Origin of the sequence: Kluyvera ascorbata (assembly GCF_023195735.1) — a bacterium.
Classification (GTDB): domain Bacteria; phylum Pseudomonadota; class Gammaproteobacteria; order Enterobacterales; family Enterobacteriaceae; genus Kluyvera; species Kluyvera ascorbata.
This window is the reverse complement of the sequence record NZ_CP096201.1, coordinates 4,494,922-4,510,127: the sequence shown is the minus strand read 5'-3', so window position 1 is coordinate 4,510,127 and position 15,206 is coordinate 4,494,922. Positions and strand designations below refer to the sequence as shown.

The window sequence follows — 15,206 nt, the reverse complement described above, 5'->3', positions numbered from 1 at the left end:
AACCGACATGTCAAAAGATCCTTTCCAGGAACGCGAAGCAGAGAAATATTCGAATCCTATCCCAAGCCGGGAATTTATCCTCGAACACTTAACAAAACGCGAAAAACCGGCTAACCGTGAAGAACTGGCCGTTGAACTCAATATTGAAGGCGAAGAACAGATTGAAGCGCTGCGCCGTCGCCTGCGCGCCATGGAGCGCGATGGGCAATTAGTCTTTACCCGCCGCCAGTGCTATGCGCTGCCGGAACGTCTCGACCTGCTGAAAGGCATGGTTATCGGTCACCGCGATGGCTTCGGCTTCCTGCGTGTTGAAGGTCGTAAAGACGACCTGTATCTGTCGAGCGAACAGATGAAAATGTGCATGCACGGCGATGAAGTGCTAGCACAGCCGCTGGGCGCGGACCGTAAAGGCCGCCGCGAAGCGCGTATCGTCCGCGTACTGGTGCCGCGCAATGCGCAGATCGTTGGTCGCTACTTTACCGATGCTGGCGTGGGCTTTGTGGTTCCGGACGACAGCCGCCTGAGCTTTGATATCCTCATCCCGCCTGAGTCGGTGATGGGCGCGCGCATGGGCTTTGTGGTGGTGGTCGAACTGACCCAGCGCCCAACCCGCCGCACCAAAGCGATTGGTAAAATCGTTGAAGTGCTGGGCGACAACATGGGTACCGGCATGGCCGTTGAGATGGCGCTGCGTACCCATGAAATTCCATACGTCTGGCCGCCAGCGGTTGAAGCGCAGGTTGCCGGGCTGAAAGAGCAGGTGCCTGAAGAGGCGAAAGTGGGTCGCGTCGACCTGCGCGATCTGCCGCTCGTCACCATTGATGGCGAAGACGCCCGTGACTTCGATGATGCGGTCTACTGCGAGAAAAAACGCGGCGGCGGCTGGCGCCTGTGGGTTGCCATTGCCGACGTGAGCTACTACGTGCGTCCGCCAACTCCGCTGGACGGCGAAGCGCGCAACCGCGGCACCTCGGTCTACTTCCCAACGCAGGTTGTTCCGATGCTGCCGGAAGTGCTCTCCAATGGCCTGTGCTCGTTGAACCCGCAGGTTGACCGCCTGTGTATGGTCTGCGAAATGACCATTTCGTCGAAGGGCCGCTTAACCGGCTTCAAATTCTACGAAGCGGTGATGAGCTCCCACGCGCGTCTGACCTACACTAAGGTCTGGCATATGCTGCAGGGCGATCAGGAGCTGCGCGAGCAGTACGCGCCGCTGGTTAAACACATTGAAGAGCTGCATAACCTCTACAAAGTGCTGGATCAGGCTCGCGCTGAGCGCGGCGGGATCTCGTTTGAGAGCGAAGAAGCGAAGTTCATCTTCAACGCCGAACGCCGTATTGAGCGTATCGAACAGACCCAGCGTAACGACGCGCACAAACTGATCGAAGAGTGCATGATCATGGCGAACATTTCGGCGGCGCGTTTCGTCGAGAAAGCTCAGGAGCCTGCGCTGTTCCGTATTCACGACAAGCCAACGACCGAAGCGATTACCGCATTCCGTTCGGTGCTGTCTGAACTCGGTCTTGAACTGCCAGGCGGCAACAAACCGGAGCCGCGCGACTACGCTGAGCTTCTGGAATCCGTGGCTGACCGTCCTGACGCCGAAATGTTGCAAACCATGCTGCTGCGTTCAATGAAGCAGGCTATCTATGATCCGGAAAACCGCGGCCACTTTGGCCTGGCGCTGCAGTCCTATGCGCACTTCACCTCGCCGATTCGTCGTTATCCTGACCTGTCGCTGCACCGCGCCATTAAGTATCTGTTGGCGAAAGAGCAGGGCCATAAAGGTAACAGCACCGACACCGGCGGCTACCATTATTCGATGGAAGAGATGCTGCAGCTGGGCCAGCACTGTTCGATGACCGAACGCCGCGCTGATGAAGCGACTCGCGATGTTGCTGACTGGCTGAAGTGCGACTTCATGCAGGATCAGGTGGGTAACGTCTTTAAAGGCGTGATTGCGAGCGTGACCGGCTTTGGCTTCTTCGTACGTCTGGACGAGCTGTTCATCGATGGCCTGGTCCACGTCTCCTCGCTGGATAACGACTACTATCGCTTTGACCAGGTCGGTCAGCGTCTGATTGGTGAATCCGGCGGCCAGACCTACCGTCTTGGCGACCGCGTGGAAGTTCGCGTGGAAGCGGTCAACATGGACGAGCGTAAAATCGACTTCTCCCTGATTTCCAGCGAACGTGCCCCGCGCAACGTCGGTAAAACCGAGCGCGAAAGAACGAAAAAAGAAGCGGGCGCTAAACCGGGTGGTAAACGCCGCCAGGTTGGCAAGCGCGTGAACTTCGAACCGGACAGCGCCTTCCGCGGCGAGAAGAAAGGTAAGGCGAAAGCTAAACCGGCTTCTGCCGAGAAAGGGGCGGCGAAGAAAGCCAAAAAGCCTTCAACCAAAACGCAGAAAATCGCCGCAGCGACCAAAGCTAAGCGCGCCGCGAAGAAGAAAGCGGCGGAATAACCTCATTCCCTTCACTCCGACCCTCTCCGCTTAGGGGCGAGGGAGGACGGTTCCCTCTCCCTTCCAGGGAGAGGGCTAGGGTGAGGGTAATCACAACGTAGAATTAACAACGAGTATATTCATGAGTGAAATGATTTACGGCATCCACGCAGTGCAGGCACTGCTGGAGCGCGCGCCTGAACGTTTTCAGGAAGTTTTTATTCTGAAAGGTCGCGACGATAAGCGCCTGATGCCGCTGATCCATGCGCTTGAAGCGCAGGGCGTGGTGATTCAGTTAGCGAACCGTCAGTTCCTGGATGAGAAAAGCGAAGGTGCCGTGCACCAGGGCATTATTGCGCGCGTGAAGCCGGGCCGTCAGTATCAGGAAAACGATCTGCCGGATCTGATCGCTTCACTCGACAGCCCGTTCTTGCTGATCCTCGACGGCGTGACCGACCCGCACAACCTCGGTGCCTGCCTGCGTAGCGCCGATGCTGCTGGCGTGCACGCGGTTATCGTTCCGAAAGACCGCTCGGCGCAGCTGAATGCGACGGCGAAAAAAGTGGCCTGTGGCGCTGCCGAGAGCGTACCGCTGATCCGCGTGACCAACCTGGCGCGCACCATGCGTATGCTGCAGGAAGAGAGCGTATGGATTGTGGGTACCGCTGGTGAAGCGACCCACACGCTGTATCAGAGCAAAATGACCGGCGCGATGGCGCTGGTGATGGGCGCGGAAGGCGAAGGTATGCGCCGTCTGACCCGTGAACACTGCGATGAACTGATCAGCATTCCGATGGCGGGTACCGTGTCGTCGTTGAACGTCTCCGTAGCAACCGGCATCTGCCTGTTTGAAGCGGTACGTCAGCGCAGCTAACCGCCGCCGGGTTTTGCACCTAAGCCACCCTTTCGGGTGGCTTTTTTATTGTGCATCTCCCTCGACCGTCCATACTTAAAAGGTTGCCCATTGACGGAGGGAGACACAATGAACTGGCAAACACACACCGTTTTTAATCAACCTATTCCCTTAAATAACAGTAACCTGTTTTTATCTGACGTTGCGCTGCGTGATGCGGTGACCCGCTATGACGCCGGTTGGGACAGCGAACTGCTGGCGAGTATCGGCCAACAGCTCGGCACCGCCGAATCGCTGGAGCTCGGCAGGCTCGCCAACGCTCATCCCCCTGAACTATTACGCTACGACCCGCAGGGGCAGCGGCTCGACGACGTTCGCTTTCACCCCGCCTGGCATCTGCTGATGCAGGGGCTTTGCGCCAACCGGGTGCATAACCTTCCCTGGGGGGAAGAGGCGCGTAGCGGCGCATTCGTTGCCCGTGCCGCGCGCTTCATGCTGCATGCGCAGGTAGAAGCCGGCACGCTGTGCCCCATCACCATGACTTTTGCCGCCACGCCGCTGCTGCTAAAAACGCTGCCGCCGCTTTTTACCGACTGGCGCTCGGCGTTGCTTAGCGATCGTTATGACCCGCACCAGCTATCCGGCGCGCAGAAGCGCGGACTGCTGATTGGCATGGGGATGACCGAAAAACAGGGCGGCTCCGACGTGCTGAGCAACAGCACGCGAGCTGAACGGCTGGAAGACGGTAGCTATCAGCTTACCGGGCATAAATGGTTCTATTCGGTGCCACAGAGCGACGCGCATCTGGTGCTGGCGCAGGCCAGCGGCGGGTTAACCTGCTTCTTTGTACCGCGCCTACTGCCCGACGGCACCCGTAATGGCATTCGCCTTGAGCGGTTGAAAGACAAACTCGGCAACCGCGCCAACGCCAGCGGCGAAGTGGAGTTCCAGCAGGCGCTCGGCTGGCCGCTGGGTGAGGAGGGAGACGGTATCCGACAAATCCTCAAAATGGGCGGACTGACGCGCTTTGACTGTGCGCTGGGCAGCCACAGCCTGATGCGTCGTGCGCTGTCGGTGGCGCTGTACCACGCTTTCCAGCGCCAGGCCTTCGGCCATAATCTGGTCGACCTGCCGCTGATGCGTCAAGTGCTGGGGAAAATGGCGCTGCAGCTGGAAGGGCAGACCGCGTTTATGTTTCGTCTTGCCAGCGCCTGGGGGCATAATCACCAGCCGCAGGAAGCACTGTGGGCGCGTCTATTCACCCCTGCGGCCAAGTTTGCCATCTGTAAGGTGGGCATTCCGTTCGTGGCGGAGGCAATGGAAGTGCTGGGCGGGATTGGCTACTGCGAAGAGAGCGAGCTACCGCGCCTGTACCGGGAGATGCCGGTGAACAGTATCTGGGAGGGCTCAGGCAATATCATGTGCCTCGACGTGCTGCGCGTGCTGGTGAAGCAACCGGACGCCGTGGCGCTACTGCTGGCGGAATGTAACGAGGTTAAGGGACAGGATCGTCACTTTGATCGGCATTGGCGGCAGTTACAGCAGCTGCTGCGCAAGCCTTCTGAATCACAGGGACGCGAGATAACGCATCAGCTTTACCTGCTGGGCGTCGGTGCGCAGATGCTGCGTCATGCGTCGCCGCCGATGGCTCAGGCCTGGTGTCGAATGATGCTGGACTCGCGAGGCGGTGCGTTGCTGAGTGAACCGGTGATTAATGACCTGCTGTGTCGAGCGACGGGCGGGGGAAGATAAGCAATAGAAACGGGTGGAAGAGGCGCGACAAGCGTAACGCTTCTTCCACTAGAGGTGAGTATCAAGCATAGAGAATCGCCTGTGCTCGCCAGTTGTCCTGCTGAGGTTCTTCATACATCTGAACGATGCGATACCAGGATGCGCCTTGTTCATCCGCTTTGCGTGCGATGACCTGTTCGACATCTTCCAGGCTTCCGGTGATGTTATTCACCGAAATCAGCCCGATCTCATTCAGCCCGGTTACGCAGTCTGCGCTGGCGAACTCTGCAGATTGTGCCGCCGCCGTATGGCCGCCGCCTGACAAAAGCAGGGTAGATAAGGTAAGTGTTTGTTTCATCGTCAGCTCCATTTCACATAACCCAGTGGGGGCAATCCATAGCAGACGCATATCCTGTATCCAGACAGAGGCGCCATTGTGCATCAGGGAAACGTGAAACGGTGCAAAGCTGCGTAAAGCTAGTAAAACTACTTACGGTAGAGAATCGCCTGCGAGTACCACTGGCCCGGCACGACAGTGTCATCAATCATGACTATCACGTAGTAATCCGCTTTCCGCGCGGTAACTTTCTCTCTGATAGATGCTTCAACATCCATCGGCGAACCGTACACCAGCGAGCTAACCGTGCCTATGCGCTGCAAGCCTGCCGTCTGGTTGCGGCGTATTTCCTGTGGATGGTCGGTGACCGGTGGAGGCGCTTCAGGAGTGCCTTCCAGAATGGTACAACCGCTCAACAAGAGCGCCAGCAACAGTGGGATAAACCGTCGTTTAGCCATTTCCCGTTTCCTGATAGTCATAGTGTAGTGGGGAAAGCATTTCGCTTTAGGCGAATGTTCCTGATTTGTTAACCATAGCGCTATTTTCGAATGAAAATATCACGATTTCGTAACGAGGTTCTCAATGTTATAAATCAGGGGTATTGTCGTCATCATACTGCATCAATTTTCGTATGCCATCTCAGCATAGCTAAAGGAGATAACTCATGATTGAACTGGAAATGCGCACCCTGGCAGGACAGCAAGTTTTGCACGCTTACCCAAGGGGATGTAGTGAAAAGGCGCTTCCCAGCATAGTGTTTTATCACGGTTTTACCTCGTCGAACGTTGTTTATAGCTATTTTGCCGTGGCGCTGGCGCAGGCAGGTTTTCGGGTGGTGATGCCTAACGCCGCCGAGCACGGGGAACGCTTCAACGGCGATGGGGCCGAACGTCTTCAGCACTTCTGGCAGATTCTGGTGCAGAACTTTACCGAATTCCCGGCGCTGCGCGATGCGCTGCTGGCAAGTGGGCTGGTGAGCGAAGGGCGCTTAGCGGTGGCCGGTGCCTCAATGGGCGGCATGACCGCGCTGGGGCTGATGGCGCAGCATCCGGAGCTGAAATGTGTGGCGAGCCTGATGGGGTCGGGCTATTTCACTTCACTTTCTGAGACACTCTTCCCACCGTCTGCAGCAAACGGCATCGAGAAGGCGCGCTTGCTGGCACCGCTAGCGAAGTGGGATGTTGGACATCAACTGGTGCGTCTGGCGGACAGACCGCTGCTGCTATGGCATGGGGAAGAGGACGACGTGGTACCGGCGGGTGAGACGTTCCGGCTTCAGCAAGCGTTGCGGGAGGCTGAACTGGATGAGCATCTCACCTGCGTCTGGCAGTCGGGCGTCCGCCACCGTATTACGCCTGAAGCGTTGGACAGCACGGTGGCCTTTTTCCGCCAGCATCTTTAAACGCGGATAACCTTCACGCCCTGATCCTCAAGCTTCTTGAGGATCTCCGGGTCAGCCTGTTTGCCGGTAATCAGCAGATCGATCTCATCGGCGCGGCTAAACAGCATTCCTGCCCGTTCGCCAACCTTGCTGCTATCGACCAGTACGACAAGTTTACCCACCACGTTCAGCATTTTTTGTTCTGCCATCGCGGTGAGCATGTCGGTTTTATATAACCCTTCCGCCGTCAGCCCTTTGCCGCTGGTAAACATCCAGTGCCCGGCGTACAGGCTGTTTTCGCTGCCCTGTGGGCTGAGCGTGATGGCGTGGCTGCGGTTGTACTGCCCGCCCATAATGATCACGCTGTCGTGCTCTTGATCGATAAGGTAGTTAGCCAGTGGCAGGTAGTTGGTGATTATCTGCACCGGTTTGCCGCAGATCTCCTGGCCGACCAGAAAAGCCGTCGAACCACAGTTGATCACCACGCTTTCACCGGGCATCACCAGCTGCGACGCCGCCTTCGCGATGCGTACTTTCTCGTCGTGATTTTGTGCCTGATGAATGTTCATCGGGGACCAGCGCGGGCGCTGCTGGTTAACGGCCTCGGCGCCGTTGCGCACTTTTTTCAGCTTGCCGCTTTCATCAAGCTTGTTGATATCCCTGCGGGCCGTGGCGGGTGAGATCCCCAGACGGGAAATCACCTGCTCTACTGTTATAAAACCCGCTTGCGCCAGCAGGTCCAGTAGAATCTGATGTCTTTGCGCTTCCGTCATGAGCTAATCCGAAAAAAAATGATGATTAAAGATGATATTTGAAAAATAGCCAAAATACTAAAACTATATAGGGGTCAAGGTGGGTTTCCCGGCGTCGCTGCGCTCGGCCGGGAATACTCAATTACAAGAACGATTTAAACGGCAGATCCGGCTCAATCGTAAAGCAATCGTCGAAGCCACGCGGATAGTGATACTCGAAGTTATCTTTATCCAGCGGCCAGGTAAACTTGCCGCCAACCTGCCAGATAAACGGCTTAAATCCGTATTTCAGGCGGTCTTTTTTCATCTCCCACAGAACGCGAATTTCCTGCGGATCGGCCTGGAAGTTTGACCAGATATCGTGATGGAAAGGGATCACCACTTTGGTGTTCAGCGCCTCGGCCATACGCAGCATATCGGCGCTGGTCATTTTGTCGGTGATCCCGCGCGGGTTCTCGCCGTAGGAGCCCAGCGCCACGTCGATGTGATGCTCGTTGCCGTGTTTGGCGTAGTAGTTAGAGTAGTGGGAGTCACCGCTGTGATACAGGGTGCCGCCCGGCGTCTTGAACAGGTAGTTTACCGCGCGCGCGTCCATACCGTCCGGCAGTACCCCAGCGGCTTTTTGATCGGCTGGCAGCGTAATTAACGCTGTGCGGTCGAAAGCATCAAGAGCATGAATTTCAATATCTTTTACCTTAATCACGTCGCCCGGTTTTACTACGATGCAGCGTTCTTTCGGCACGCCCCAGCCTACCCACAGGTCGACGCAGGTTTGTGGCCCGATAAACGGCACATCGTCCGCGCAGTTCTGCATGACGGCCGCCGCGACGTTCACGTCGATATGATCGTTATGATCGTGAGTGGCCAGCACGGCGTCGATCTGACGGATGGCGAACGGATCCAGCACAAACGGCGTGGTGCGCAGGTTTGGCTGTAACTTTTTCACCCCCGCCATACGCTGCATCTGATGACCTTGTTTCATCAGCGGATTGCCGTGGCTTTGTTTGCCGGTGCCGCACCAGAAATCGACACAGACGTTAGTGCCGCCTTGTGATTTCAGCCAGATACCGGTGCAGCCCAGCCACCACATCGCAAAAGTACCCGGTGCGACCTGCTCCTGCTCGATCTCTTCATTCAGCCAGCTGCCCCACTCTGGAAAGGTGCTCAGGATCCAGGATTCTCGCGAAATGGTCTCAACTTTACTCATCGTGTTTTCCTCTTAAATAGTCATAAGTAATCACGCAGTGATTTGTTGTGATTGATATTGTCACCGTTTTTTCATTATTGCAATGATCTATTTTGGTATGTGAGAGGACGTTCTCAATGCAAGGTAACGATAAATTAATAATTGTTAATCTATATTTTTGTTTTAATTGGTTGATTTTATTGATTTATTTAAGTGTGCTTTAAAAGGGTATTTAATCCATGCTTAAAATGGACTTATTATTGCGGTGCGCGTCACATTTAATCAAATTGAATCTTGTTGTGATTACTTTTGATTATTAGAGTGTGTCACACCACCGCTGAGCAGGGTTGCTGGTTCAGCCACTTCATTTATCGGAGAGCGTTATGGAGATCCTCTACAACATCTTTACCGTCTTTTTTAATCAGGTGATGACCAACGCCCCGCTGTTGCTGGGTATCGTGACCTGTCTCGGTTATATCCTGCTGCGCAAAAGCGTTAGCGTGATTATCAAAGGCACCATCAAGACGATTATCGGCTTTATGCTTTTGCAGGCGGGGTCGGGCATCCTGACCAGCACCTTTAAACCGGTAGTGGCGAAGATGTCTGAGGTTTACGGCATCAATGGCGCTATCTCCGACACCTACGCCTCTATGATGGCGACCATCGAACGCATGGGTGATGCCTATAGCTGGGTGGGATATGCGGTGCTGCTCGCGCTGGCATTGAACATTTGCTACGTGGTGCTACGGCGCATTACGGGGATCCGCACCATCATGCTCACCGGGCACATCATGTTCCAGCAGGCCGGGCTGATTGCGGTGTTCTTCTATATCTGCGGCTACTCCATGTGGACCACCATTATCTGCACCGCGGTGCTGGTGTCGCTCTACTGGGGCATAACCTCCAACATGATGTACAAACCGACGCAGGAAGTGACGGACAACTGTGGTTTCTCCATCGGTCACCAGCAGCAGTTTGCTTCGTGGATTGCCTACAAGGTTGCACCGTTCCTCGGTAAGAAAGAGGAGAGCGTAGAGGACCTGAAGCTGCCGGGTTGGCTCAATATTTTCCACGACAACATCGTCTCTACCGCTATCGTCATGACGGTCTTCTTCGGTGCGATTCTGCTGTCGTTCGGTCTGGACGTGGTACAGGCAATGGCCGGTAAGACGCACTGGACTATCTACATCCTGCAAACCGGCTTCTCGTTTGCGGTGGCGATTTTCATCATCACTCAGGGCGTACGTATGTTCGTCGCCGAGCTGTCAGAAGCTTTTAACGGTATCTCTCAGCGCTTGATTCCCGGTGCCGTGCTGGCGATTGACTGCGCTGCGATTTATAGCTTCGCGCCAAACGCCGTGGTATGGGGCTTTATGTGGGGCACCATCGGCCAGCTCATTGCTGTGGGCATTCTGGTCGGCTGCGGCTCTTCCATCCTGATTATCCCGGGCTTTATCCCGATGTTCTTCTCTAACGCCACCATCGGCGTCTTTGCTAACCACTTCGGCGGCTGGCGTGCGGCGCTCAAGATTTGTCTGGTGATGGGGATGATCGAAATATTCGGCTGCGTATGGGCGGTGAAACTGACTGGCATGAGCGCCTGGATGGGGATGGCCGACTGGTCAATTCTGGCACCACCGATGATGCAGGGCTTTGCCTCCATCGGGCTGATTTTCATGGCCGTCATCATCGTGATTGCCCTGGCTTATATGTTCTTCGCTGGCCGCACCCTGCGCGCTGAAGAAGACGCGGAAAAACAAATGGCAGAAGTATCTGCTCATTAAGGAGAGTTTGATTATGACCGTACGTATTCTGGCTGTATGTGGTTGTGGGCAAGGCAGCTCCATGATTATGAAGATGAAAGTCGACCAGTTCCTCAAAGAGCAGGGCGTTGATCACACGGTGAATAGCTGCGCGGTGGGTGAATACAAAAGCGAGCTGAGCGGGGCCGACATCATTATCGCCTCTACCCATGTGGCAAGCGAAATCACCGTCTCCGGCAACAAATATGTGGTGGGCGTACGCAATATGCTCTCGGCGGCCGACTTTGGTCCGAAGCTGATGGAAGTCATCAGCGCGCATTTCCCGAAAGACATGAAGTAAGGACAACCCATGAAGCTACGTGATTCATTGGCGGAAAATAAATCCATCCGCCTGCAGGCGGAAGCCAATACCTGGCAGGAAGCGGTCAAGCTTGGCGTTGACCTGCTGGTGGAGGCAGAGGTTGTCGAGCCGCGCTACTTCCAGGCAATCCTGGATGGCGTTGAACGTTTCGGCCCTTACTTCGTCATTGCCCCTGGCTTGGCGATGCCGCACGGACGCCCTGAAGAAGGGGTGAAGAAAAACGGCTTTGCGTTAGTCACCCTGAAAACGCCAATGGTGTTTAACCACGAAGACAACGACCCGGTCGATATCCTCATCACCCTGGCGGCGGTGGATGCACGCACTCATCAGGAAGACGGCATCATGCAGATCGTCAACCTGTTTGAAGATGAAGCCAATTTCGACCGTTTACGTGCCTGCCGTACCGAGCAGGAAGTGCTGGATTTAATCGATAGCGCCACCCAGGCGGCGACAGCTTAAGAAGGAATTGAACATGTCATTACCAATGTTGCAGGTTGCGCTGGATAACCAGACCATGGACAGCGCCTATGAAACCACCCGCTTGATTGCGGAAGAGGTTGATATCATTGAAGTCGGCACCATCCTTTGTGTCGGTGAAGGCGTGCGCGCGGTGCGCGACCTCAAGGCGCTGTATCCGCATAAAATCGTGCTGGCAGATGCCAAGATTGCCGACGCGGGTAAAATCCTTTCCCGCATGTGCTTTGAAGCCAACGCTGACTGGGTCACCGTAATCTGCTGTGCGGATATCAACACCGCCAAAGGCGCGCTGGACGTGGCAAAAGAGTTTAACGGTGACGTGCAGATTGAGCTGACCGGCTACTGGACCTGGGAACAGGCCAAAGAGTGGCGCGATGCAGGCATTGGGCAGGTGGTCTATCACCGTAGCCGCGATGCGCAGGCCGCGGGTGTGGCGTGGGGGGAAGCGGATATTACCGCGATCAAGCGCTTGTCTGATATGGGCTTCAAAGTGACAGTTACCGGTGGGCTGGCGCTGGAAGACCTGCCGCTGTTCGCGGGCATCCCAATCCATGTCTTTATCGCGGGCCGTAGCATTCGTGATGCGGCATCTCCGGTGGAAGCCGCGCGTCAGTTCAAGCGCTCTATTGCTCAGCTTTGGGGCTAAGGAGCGGTTATGTTGTCGAAACAGACACCGCTTGGCATCTATGAAAAAGCGCTCCCCGCAGGGGAGTGCTGGCTGGAACGCCTGCGTCTGGCAAAAGAGCTGGGTTTTGATTTTGTTGAGATGTCGGTGGATGAGACCGACGAGCGACTGTCGCGCCTCGACTGGAGTCGCGAGCAGCGTTTAGCGCTGGTGAGCGCCATTGCGGAGACCGGCGTACGCGTGCCGTCGATGTGCCTGAGCGCGCATCGCCGCTTTCCTTTAGGCTGCGAAGATGACGACGTTCGCAACCAGGGGCTGGAGATCATGCGTAAAGCTATCCGCTTCGCGCAGGATATCGGCATCCGGGTGATTCAACTCGCGGGATACGACGTCTATTACCAGCAGGCAAATGACGAAACGCGTCGGCGCTTTCGCGACGGCCTGAGGGAGAGCGTTGAAATGGCCAGCCGCGCGCAGGTTACGCTGGCGATGGAGATAATGGATTACCCGCTGATGAACTCCATCAGCAAGGCGCTCGGCTACGCGCACTACCTGAATAACCCGTGGTTCCAGCTTTATCCGGACATCGGCAATCTGTCGGCGTGGGATAACGACGTACAGATGGAATTGCAGGCCGGGATAGGACATATCGTCGCCGTGCACGTGAAAGATACTAAACCTGGCGTCTTTAAAAACGTCCCATTTGGTGAAGGCGTTGTCGATTTCGAACGCTGCTTTGAAACGCTGCGTGAGAGCGGCTACTGCGGACCATATCTGATTGAGATGTGGAGTGAAACTTCGGATGACCCGGCGCGGGAAGTGGCAAAAGCACGCGACTGGGTGAAGGCCAGAATGGCCCGCGCTGGATTGGTGGAGGCGGCATAATGCAACAGCTAAAACAGCAGGTGTTTGACGCCAATATGGATTTACCGCGCTACGGTCTGGTGACTTTTACCTGGGGCAACGTCAGCGCTATCGACCGTGAACGGGGTCGGGTGGTGATTAAGCCGAGCGGCGTAGCCTATGAGACCATGACCGTGGATGACATGGTCGTCGTGGATATGGACGGCAATGTGGTGGAAGGGCGCTATCGTCCTTCTTCCGACACGGCGACACACCTGGCGATGTACCGCCGTTACCCGTCTCTCGGCGGCGTGGTTCATACCCACTCGACCCATGCCACATCGTGGGCACAGGCAGGTCTGGCGATTCCCGCGCTTGGCACCACGCATGCGGACTACTTCTTTGGCGATATTCCCTGTACCCGTGCGTTAACGGAAGCTGAAGTGCAGGGCGAATATGAGCTGAACACCGGTAAGGTGATCATCGAGACGCTGGGTGACGTCGAGCCGCTGCATACGCCGGGAATTGTGGTGTACCAGCATGGCCCGTTCGCCTGGGGGAAAGATGCGCACGATGCGGTGCGTAACGCGGTGGTGATGGAAGAAGTGGCGAAAATGGCGTGGATTGCGCGCGGTATCAACCCGGCGCTAAGCCCGATCGACAGCTACCTGATGAACAAACACTTTATGCGTAAGCATGGGCCGAACGCCTATTACGGTCAGTGATCGTTTTATCCAAAAAATATGCTCCGGGATTTGTACGCCTTCGGGATGTTACTGGTCTGATTCCGGAGCCTTTTTACGGCAGGCGTTCTTCGCCCTCGTGGAGGAGGCGAAGAACGAAGCACGGGGTTAGCGATACAGCGCAGCGCTCGCGTGGATCAAACCGTTGCTTCCGGGTTCATGTATCAGGATAGGCTGGAAGTATTTAGCCCCCTGAGCATCGCTCTCCTGACTGAGCGCCTTATCGGCCTCTTGCTCAGTGGCGATATTATGGTTGATATAGATAACCCCCAGGCTCTGTACATCGTCCATGTTACGTGCCTGATGGCCATCGATCTTAATGGCGGCCTGTGCGCTGACGCTAACCAGTAGCGCAGCCATTACGGCAATGACGATAGTTTTCATACTCGACTCCTTACTGACAGTCCTGACGCTAACGCGGGGGCTCTCCTCTTGTTGTGGTTGACTACTGATGTAATTGTAATCGGTTTTTGGCTGCGGTATGGCGACCTTTTCTGATGCTGTTGTTCAAAAAATTGCCGCATTCGTGGCTGTTTAATTTTAAATCACTGACTTAGACCGACTTTGCCTTTTGTGTGAATTTTTTGTGCAATTCACTTGAGTTTCCAGGGGGCGGCAAGTATTATTACGCGTCATTTTTCAGCCGACCTTTAACACGTTCCTTGCCTCCATGGGCCTCGGCTGACCCAGACAGGAGGCTGAATAATCCGTAAGGAGCAATTCGATGCGTCATTACGAAATCGTTTTTATGGTCCATCCTGACCAGAGCGAACAGGTTCCGGGTATGATCGAGCGCTACACTGGTGCAATCACTGCAGCAGAAGGCACGATCCACCGTCTGGAAGACTGGGGCCGCCGTCAGCTGGCTTACCCGATCAACAAACTGCACAAAGCTCACTACGTTCTGCTGAACGTTGAAGCACCGCAGGAAGTGATCGATGAGCTGGAAACTAACTTCCGCTTCAACGATGCCGTTATCCGCAGCATGGTTATGCGTACTAAGCACGCTGTTACCGAAGCGTCTCCGATGGTTAAAGCGAAAGACGAGCGTCGTGAACGTCGCGATGATTTCGCAAACGAAACCTCAGATGATGCTGAAGCTGGGGATTCTGAAGAGTAATTTCTGATGACCAATCGTCTGGTGTTATCCGGCACAGTGTGCAGAACACCGCTTCGCAAGGTCAGCCCATCAGGAATTCCTCATTGCCAGTTCGTGCTTGAGCATCGTTCTGTGCAGGAGGAAGCCGGCTTTCACCGGCAGGCGTGGTGTCAAATGCCCGTTATTATTAGCGGACAAGAGAACCAAGCCATTACTCACAGTATAACGGTCGGTAGTGCAGTCACCGTTCAGGGTTTTATCTGTTGCCACAAAGCAAAGAATGGCCTGAGCAAAATGGTTCTGCATGCCGAGCAGATTGAATTGATAGATTCTGGAGACTAGCCATATGGCACGTTATTTCCGTCGTCGCAAGTTCTGCCGTTTCACCGCGGAAGGCGTTGTTGAGATCGATTACAAAGACATCGCAACGTTGAAAAACTACATTACCGAAAGCGGTAAAATTGTCCCGAGCCGTATCACCGGTACTCGTGCAAAATACCAGCGTCAGCTGGCTCGCTGCATCAAGCGCGCTCGCTACCTGTCCCTGCTGCCGTATACCGATCGTCATCAGTAATCGGCCGCCGTCTATTAACGACTTTAAGAGGATAAGGT

18 protein-coding genes are annotated in these 15,206 nt (G+C 55.4%); 13 read left to right on the top strand and 5 right to left on the bottom strand.

Annotated elements, in window-relative coordinates; genetic code table 11:
• The first annotated feature begins 7 nt into the window (after positions 1-7).
• The 3 genes from rnr (at position 8) to MY052_RS21525 (ending at position 5,048) form a co-directional block, all read left to right on the top strand.
• Positions 8-2,464, top strand: coding sequence for a ribonuclease R (gene rnr, locus MY052_RS21535; protein ID WP_202216700.1), 2,457 nt, complete (start codon positions 8-10; stop codon positions 2,462-2,464).
• 121 nt (positions 2,465-2,585) lie between these two features.
• Positions 2,586-3,317: a 23S rRNA (guanosine(2251)-2'-O)-methyltransferase RlmB gene (rlmB, locus tag MY052_RS21530; protein WP_035893302.1), complete on the top strand. Its 732-nt coding sequence runs from the start codon at positions 2,586-2,588 to the stop codon at positions 3,315-3,317.
• Between the two features lie 108 nt (positions 3,318-3,425).
• Positions 3,426-5,048 carry an isovaleryl-CoA dehydrogenase gene (locus MY052_RS21525; protein ID WP_248537847.1) on the top strand — a complete coding sequence of 541 codons (1,623 nt, stop codon included), beginning with the start codon at positions 3,426-3,428 and terminating at the stop codon, positions 5,046-5,048.
• Between the two features lie 61 nt (positions 5,049-5,109).
• Here MY052_RS21525 and yjfN read toward each other — a convergent pair whose 3' ends face one another.
• Both yjfN and bsmA read right to left on the bottom strand, forming a co-directional pair.
• Positions 5,110-5,397 (bottom strand): DUF1471 family protease activator YjfN, encoded by a 288-nt coding sequence (yjfN, locus tag MY052_RS21520; RefSeq protein ID WP_072011369.1) that lies wholly within the window; start codon positions 5,395-5,397, stop codon positions 5,110-5,112.
• 116 nt (positions 5,398-5,513) lie between these two features.
• Positions 5,514-5,822: a biofilm peroxide resistance protein BsmA gene (gene bsmA / locus MY052_RS21515; protein WP_248537846.1), complete on the bottom strand. Its 309-nt coding sequence runs from the start codon at positions 5,820-5,822 to the stop codon at positions 5,514-5,516.
• A gap of 206 nt (positions 5,823-6,028) precedes the next feature.
• Here bsmA and yjfP point away from each other — a divergent pair, with 206 nt between their 5' ends.
• Positions 6,029-6,766 carry an esterase gene (yjfP, locus tag MY052_RS21510; RefSeq protein WP_248537845.1) on the top strand — a complete coding sequence of 246 codons (738 nt, stop codon included), beginning with the start codon at positions 6,029-6,031 and terminating at the stop codon, positions 6,764-6,766.
• Here the strand turns inward: yjfP and ulaR are convergent.
• A complete protein-coding gene (gene ulaR, locus MY052_RS21505; RefSeq protein WP_123651140.1) occupies positions 6,763-7,518 on the bottom strand; it encodes an HTH-type transcriptional regulator UlaR in 756 nt (251 codons plus the stop codon). The two genes, yjfP and ulaR, sit on opposite strands and share 4 nt — an antisense overlap.
• A gap of 121 nt (positions 7,519-7,639) precedes the next feature.
• Positions 7,640-8,704 carry an L-ascorbate 6-phosphate lactonase gene (gene ulaG, locus MY052_RS21500; protein WP_248537844.1) on the bottom strand — a complete coding sequence of 355 codons (1,065 nt, stop codon included), beginning with the start codon at positions 8,702-8,704 and terminating at the stop codon, positions 7,640-7,642.
• Positions 8,705-9,066: 362 nt separating this feature from the next.
• On the opposite strand from ulaG, the gene ulaA reads away from it, so the two are divergent.
• From ulaA to MY052_RS21470, 6 genes are read left to right on the top strand one after another with little or no spacing between them, the layout of a single operon-like run.
• Positions 9,067-10,467, top strand: coding sequence for a PTS ascorbate transporter subunit IIC (ulaA, locus tag MY052_RS21495; RefSeq protein WP_123651139.1), 1,401 nt, complete (start codon positions 9,067-9,069; stop codon positions 10,465-10,467).
• Between the two features lie 13 nt (positions 10,468-10,480).
• The gene (gene ulaB, locus MY052_RS21490; RefSeq protein WP_035893290.1) at positions 10,481-10,786 is read left to right on the top strand and encodes a PTS ascorbate transporter subunit IIB; all 306 of its coding nucleotides are present in this window, start codon (positions 10,481-10,483) and stop codon (positions 10,784-10,786) included.
• A 9-nt stretch (positions 10,787-10,795) separates the two neighbouring features.
• Positions 10,796-11,266 carry a PTS ascorbate transporter subunit IIA gene (ulaC, locus tag MY052_RS21485; RefSeq protein WP_035893289.1) on the top strand — a complete coding sequence of 157 codons (471 nt, stop codon included), beginning with the start codon at positions 10,796-10,798 and terminating at the stop codon, positions 11,264-11,266.
• 13 nt (positions 11,267-11,279) lie between these two features.
• Entirely contained in the window at positions 11,280-11,930 is a 651-nt protein-coding gene (gene ulaD, locus MY052_RS21480; RefSeq protein ID WP_035893286.1) for a 3-keto-L-gulonate-6-phosphate decarboxylase UlaD, read from the top strand.
• Between the two features lie 9 nt (positions 11,931-11,939).
• Positions 11,940-12,794 carry an L-ribulose-5-phosphate 3-epimerase gene (locus MY052_RS21475; RefSeq protein ID WP_248537843.1) on the top strand — a complete coding sequence of 285 codons (855 nt, stop codon included), beginning with the start codon at positions 11,940-11,942 and terminating at the stop codon, positions 12,792-12,794.
• The gene (locus MY052_RS21470; RefSeq protein ID WP_248537842.1) at positions 12,794-13,477 is read left to right on the top strand and encodes an L-ribulose-5-phosphate 4-epimerase; all 684 of its coding nucleotides are present in this window, start codon (positions 12,794-12,796) and stop codon (positions 13,475-13,477) included. Before MY052_RS21475 ends, MY052_RS21470 begins: the two co-directional genes overlap by 1 nt.
• A 126-nt stretch (positions 13,478-13,603) precedes the next feature.
• On the opposite strand, the gene MY052_RS21465 is transcribed toward MY052_RS21470, so the two are convergent.
• Positions 13,604-13,879 (bottom strand): YdgH/BhsA/McbA family protein, encoded by a 276-nt coding sequence (locus MY052_RS21465; protein ID WP_248537841.1) that lies wholly within the window; start codon positions 13,877-13,879, stop codon positions 13,604-13,606.
• Between the two features lie 340 nt (positions 13,880-14,219).
• On the opposite strand from MY052_RS21465, the gene rpsF reads away from it, so the two are divergent.
• From rpsF to rpsR, 3 genes are read left to right on the top strand one after another with little or no spacing between them, the layout of a single operon-like run.
• Positions 14,220-14,615 (top strand): 30S ribosomal protein S6, encoded by a 396-nt coding sequence (gene rpsF / locus MY052_RS21460; RefSeq protein WP_035893279.1) that lies wholly within the window; start codon positions 14,220-14,222, stop codon positions 14,613-14,615.
• A 6-nt stretch (positions 14,616-14,621) separates the two neighbouring features.
• Positions 14,622-14,936: a primosomal replication protein N gene (priB, locus tag MY052_RS21455; protein ID WP_035893276.1), complete on the top strand. Its 315-nt coding sequence runs from the start codon at positions 14,622-14,624 to the stop codon at positions 14,934-14,936.
• Between the two features lie 4 nt (positions 14,937-14,940).
• A complete protein-coding gene (gene rpsR / locus MY052_RS21450; protein ID WP_002210155.1) occupies positions 14,941-15,168 on the top strand; it encodes a 30S ribosomal protein S18 in 228 nt (75 codons plus the stop codon).
• Positions 15,169-15,206 lie beyond the last annotated feature (38 nt).

Bases quoted from the DNA above. Each gene is read 5' to 3' on its own strand.
- rnr (WP_202216700.1), top strand. From the start codon at position 8: ATGTCAAAAGATCCTTTCCAGGAACGCGAAGCAGAGAAATATTCGAAT.
- rlmB (WP_035893302.1), top strand. From the start codon at position 2,586: ATGAGTGAAATGATTTACGGCATCCACGCAGTGCAGGCACTGCTGGAG.
- MY052_RS21525 (WP_248537847.1), top strand. From the start codon at position 3,426: ATGAACTGGCAAACACACACCGTTTTTAATCAACCTATTCCCTTAAAT.
- yjfN (WP_072011369.1), bottom strand. From the start codon at position 5,397: ATGGAGCTGACGATGAAACAAACACTTACCTTATCTACCCTGCTTTTG.
- bsmA (WP_248537846.1), bottom strand. From the start codon at position 5,822: ATGGCTAAACGACGGTTTATCCCACTGTTGCTGGCGCTCTTGTTGAGC.
- yjfP (WP_248537845.1), top strand. From the start codon at position 6,029: ATGATTGAACTGGAAATGCGCACCCTGGCAGGACAGCAAGTTTTGCAC.
- ulaR (WP_123651140.1), bottom strand. From the start codon at position 7,518: ATGACGGAAGCGCAAAGACATCAGATTCTACTGGACCTGCTGGCGCAA.
- ulaG (WP_248537844.1), bottom strand. From the start codon at position 8,704: ATGAGTAAAGTTGAGACCATTTCGCGAGAATCCTGGATCCTGAGCACC.
- ulaA (WP_123651139.1), top strand. From the start codon at position 9,067: ATGGAGATCCTCTACAACATCTTTACCGTCTTTTTTAATCAGGTGATG.
- ulaB (WP_035893290.1), top strand. From the start codon at position 10,481: ATGACCGTACGTATTCTGGCTGTATGTGGTTGTGGGCAAGGCAGCTCC.
- ulaC (WP_035893289.1), top strand. From the start codon at position 10,796: ATGAAGCTACGTGATTCATTGGCGGAAAATAAATCCATCCGCCTGCAG.
- ulaD (WP_035893286.1), top strand. From the start codon at position 11,280: ATGTCATTACCAATGTTGCAGGTTGCGCTGGATAACCAGACCATGGAC.
- MY052_RS21475 (WP_248537843.1), top strand. From the start codon at position 11,940: ATGTTGTCGAAACAGACACCGCTTGGCATCTATGAAAAAGCGCTCCCC.
- MY052_RS21470 (WP_248537842.1), top strand. From the start codon at position 12,794: ATGCAACAGCTAAAACAGCAGGTGTTTGACGCCAATATGGATTTACCG.
- MY052_RS21465 (WP_248537841.1), bottom strand. From the start codon at position 13,879: ATGAAAACTATCGTCATTGCCGTAATGGCTGCGCTACTGGTTAGCGTC.
- rpsF (WP_035893279.1), top strand. From the start codon at position 14,220: ATGCGTCATTACGAAATCGTTTTTATGGTCCATCCTGACCAGAGCGAA.
- priB (WP_035893276.1), top strand. From the start codon at position 14,622: ATGACCAATCGTCTGGTGTTATCCGGCACAGTGTGCAGAACACCGCTT.
- rpsR (WP_002210155.1), top strand. From the start codon at position 14,941: ATGGCACGTTATTTCCGTCGTCGCAAGTTCTGCCGTTTCACCGCGGAA.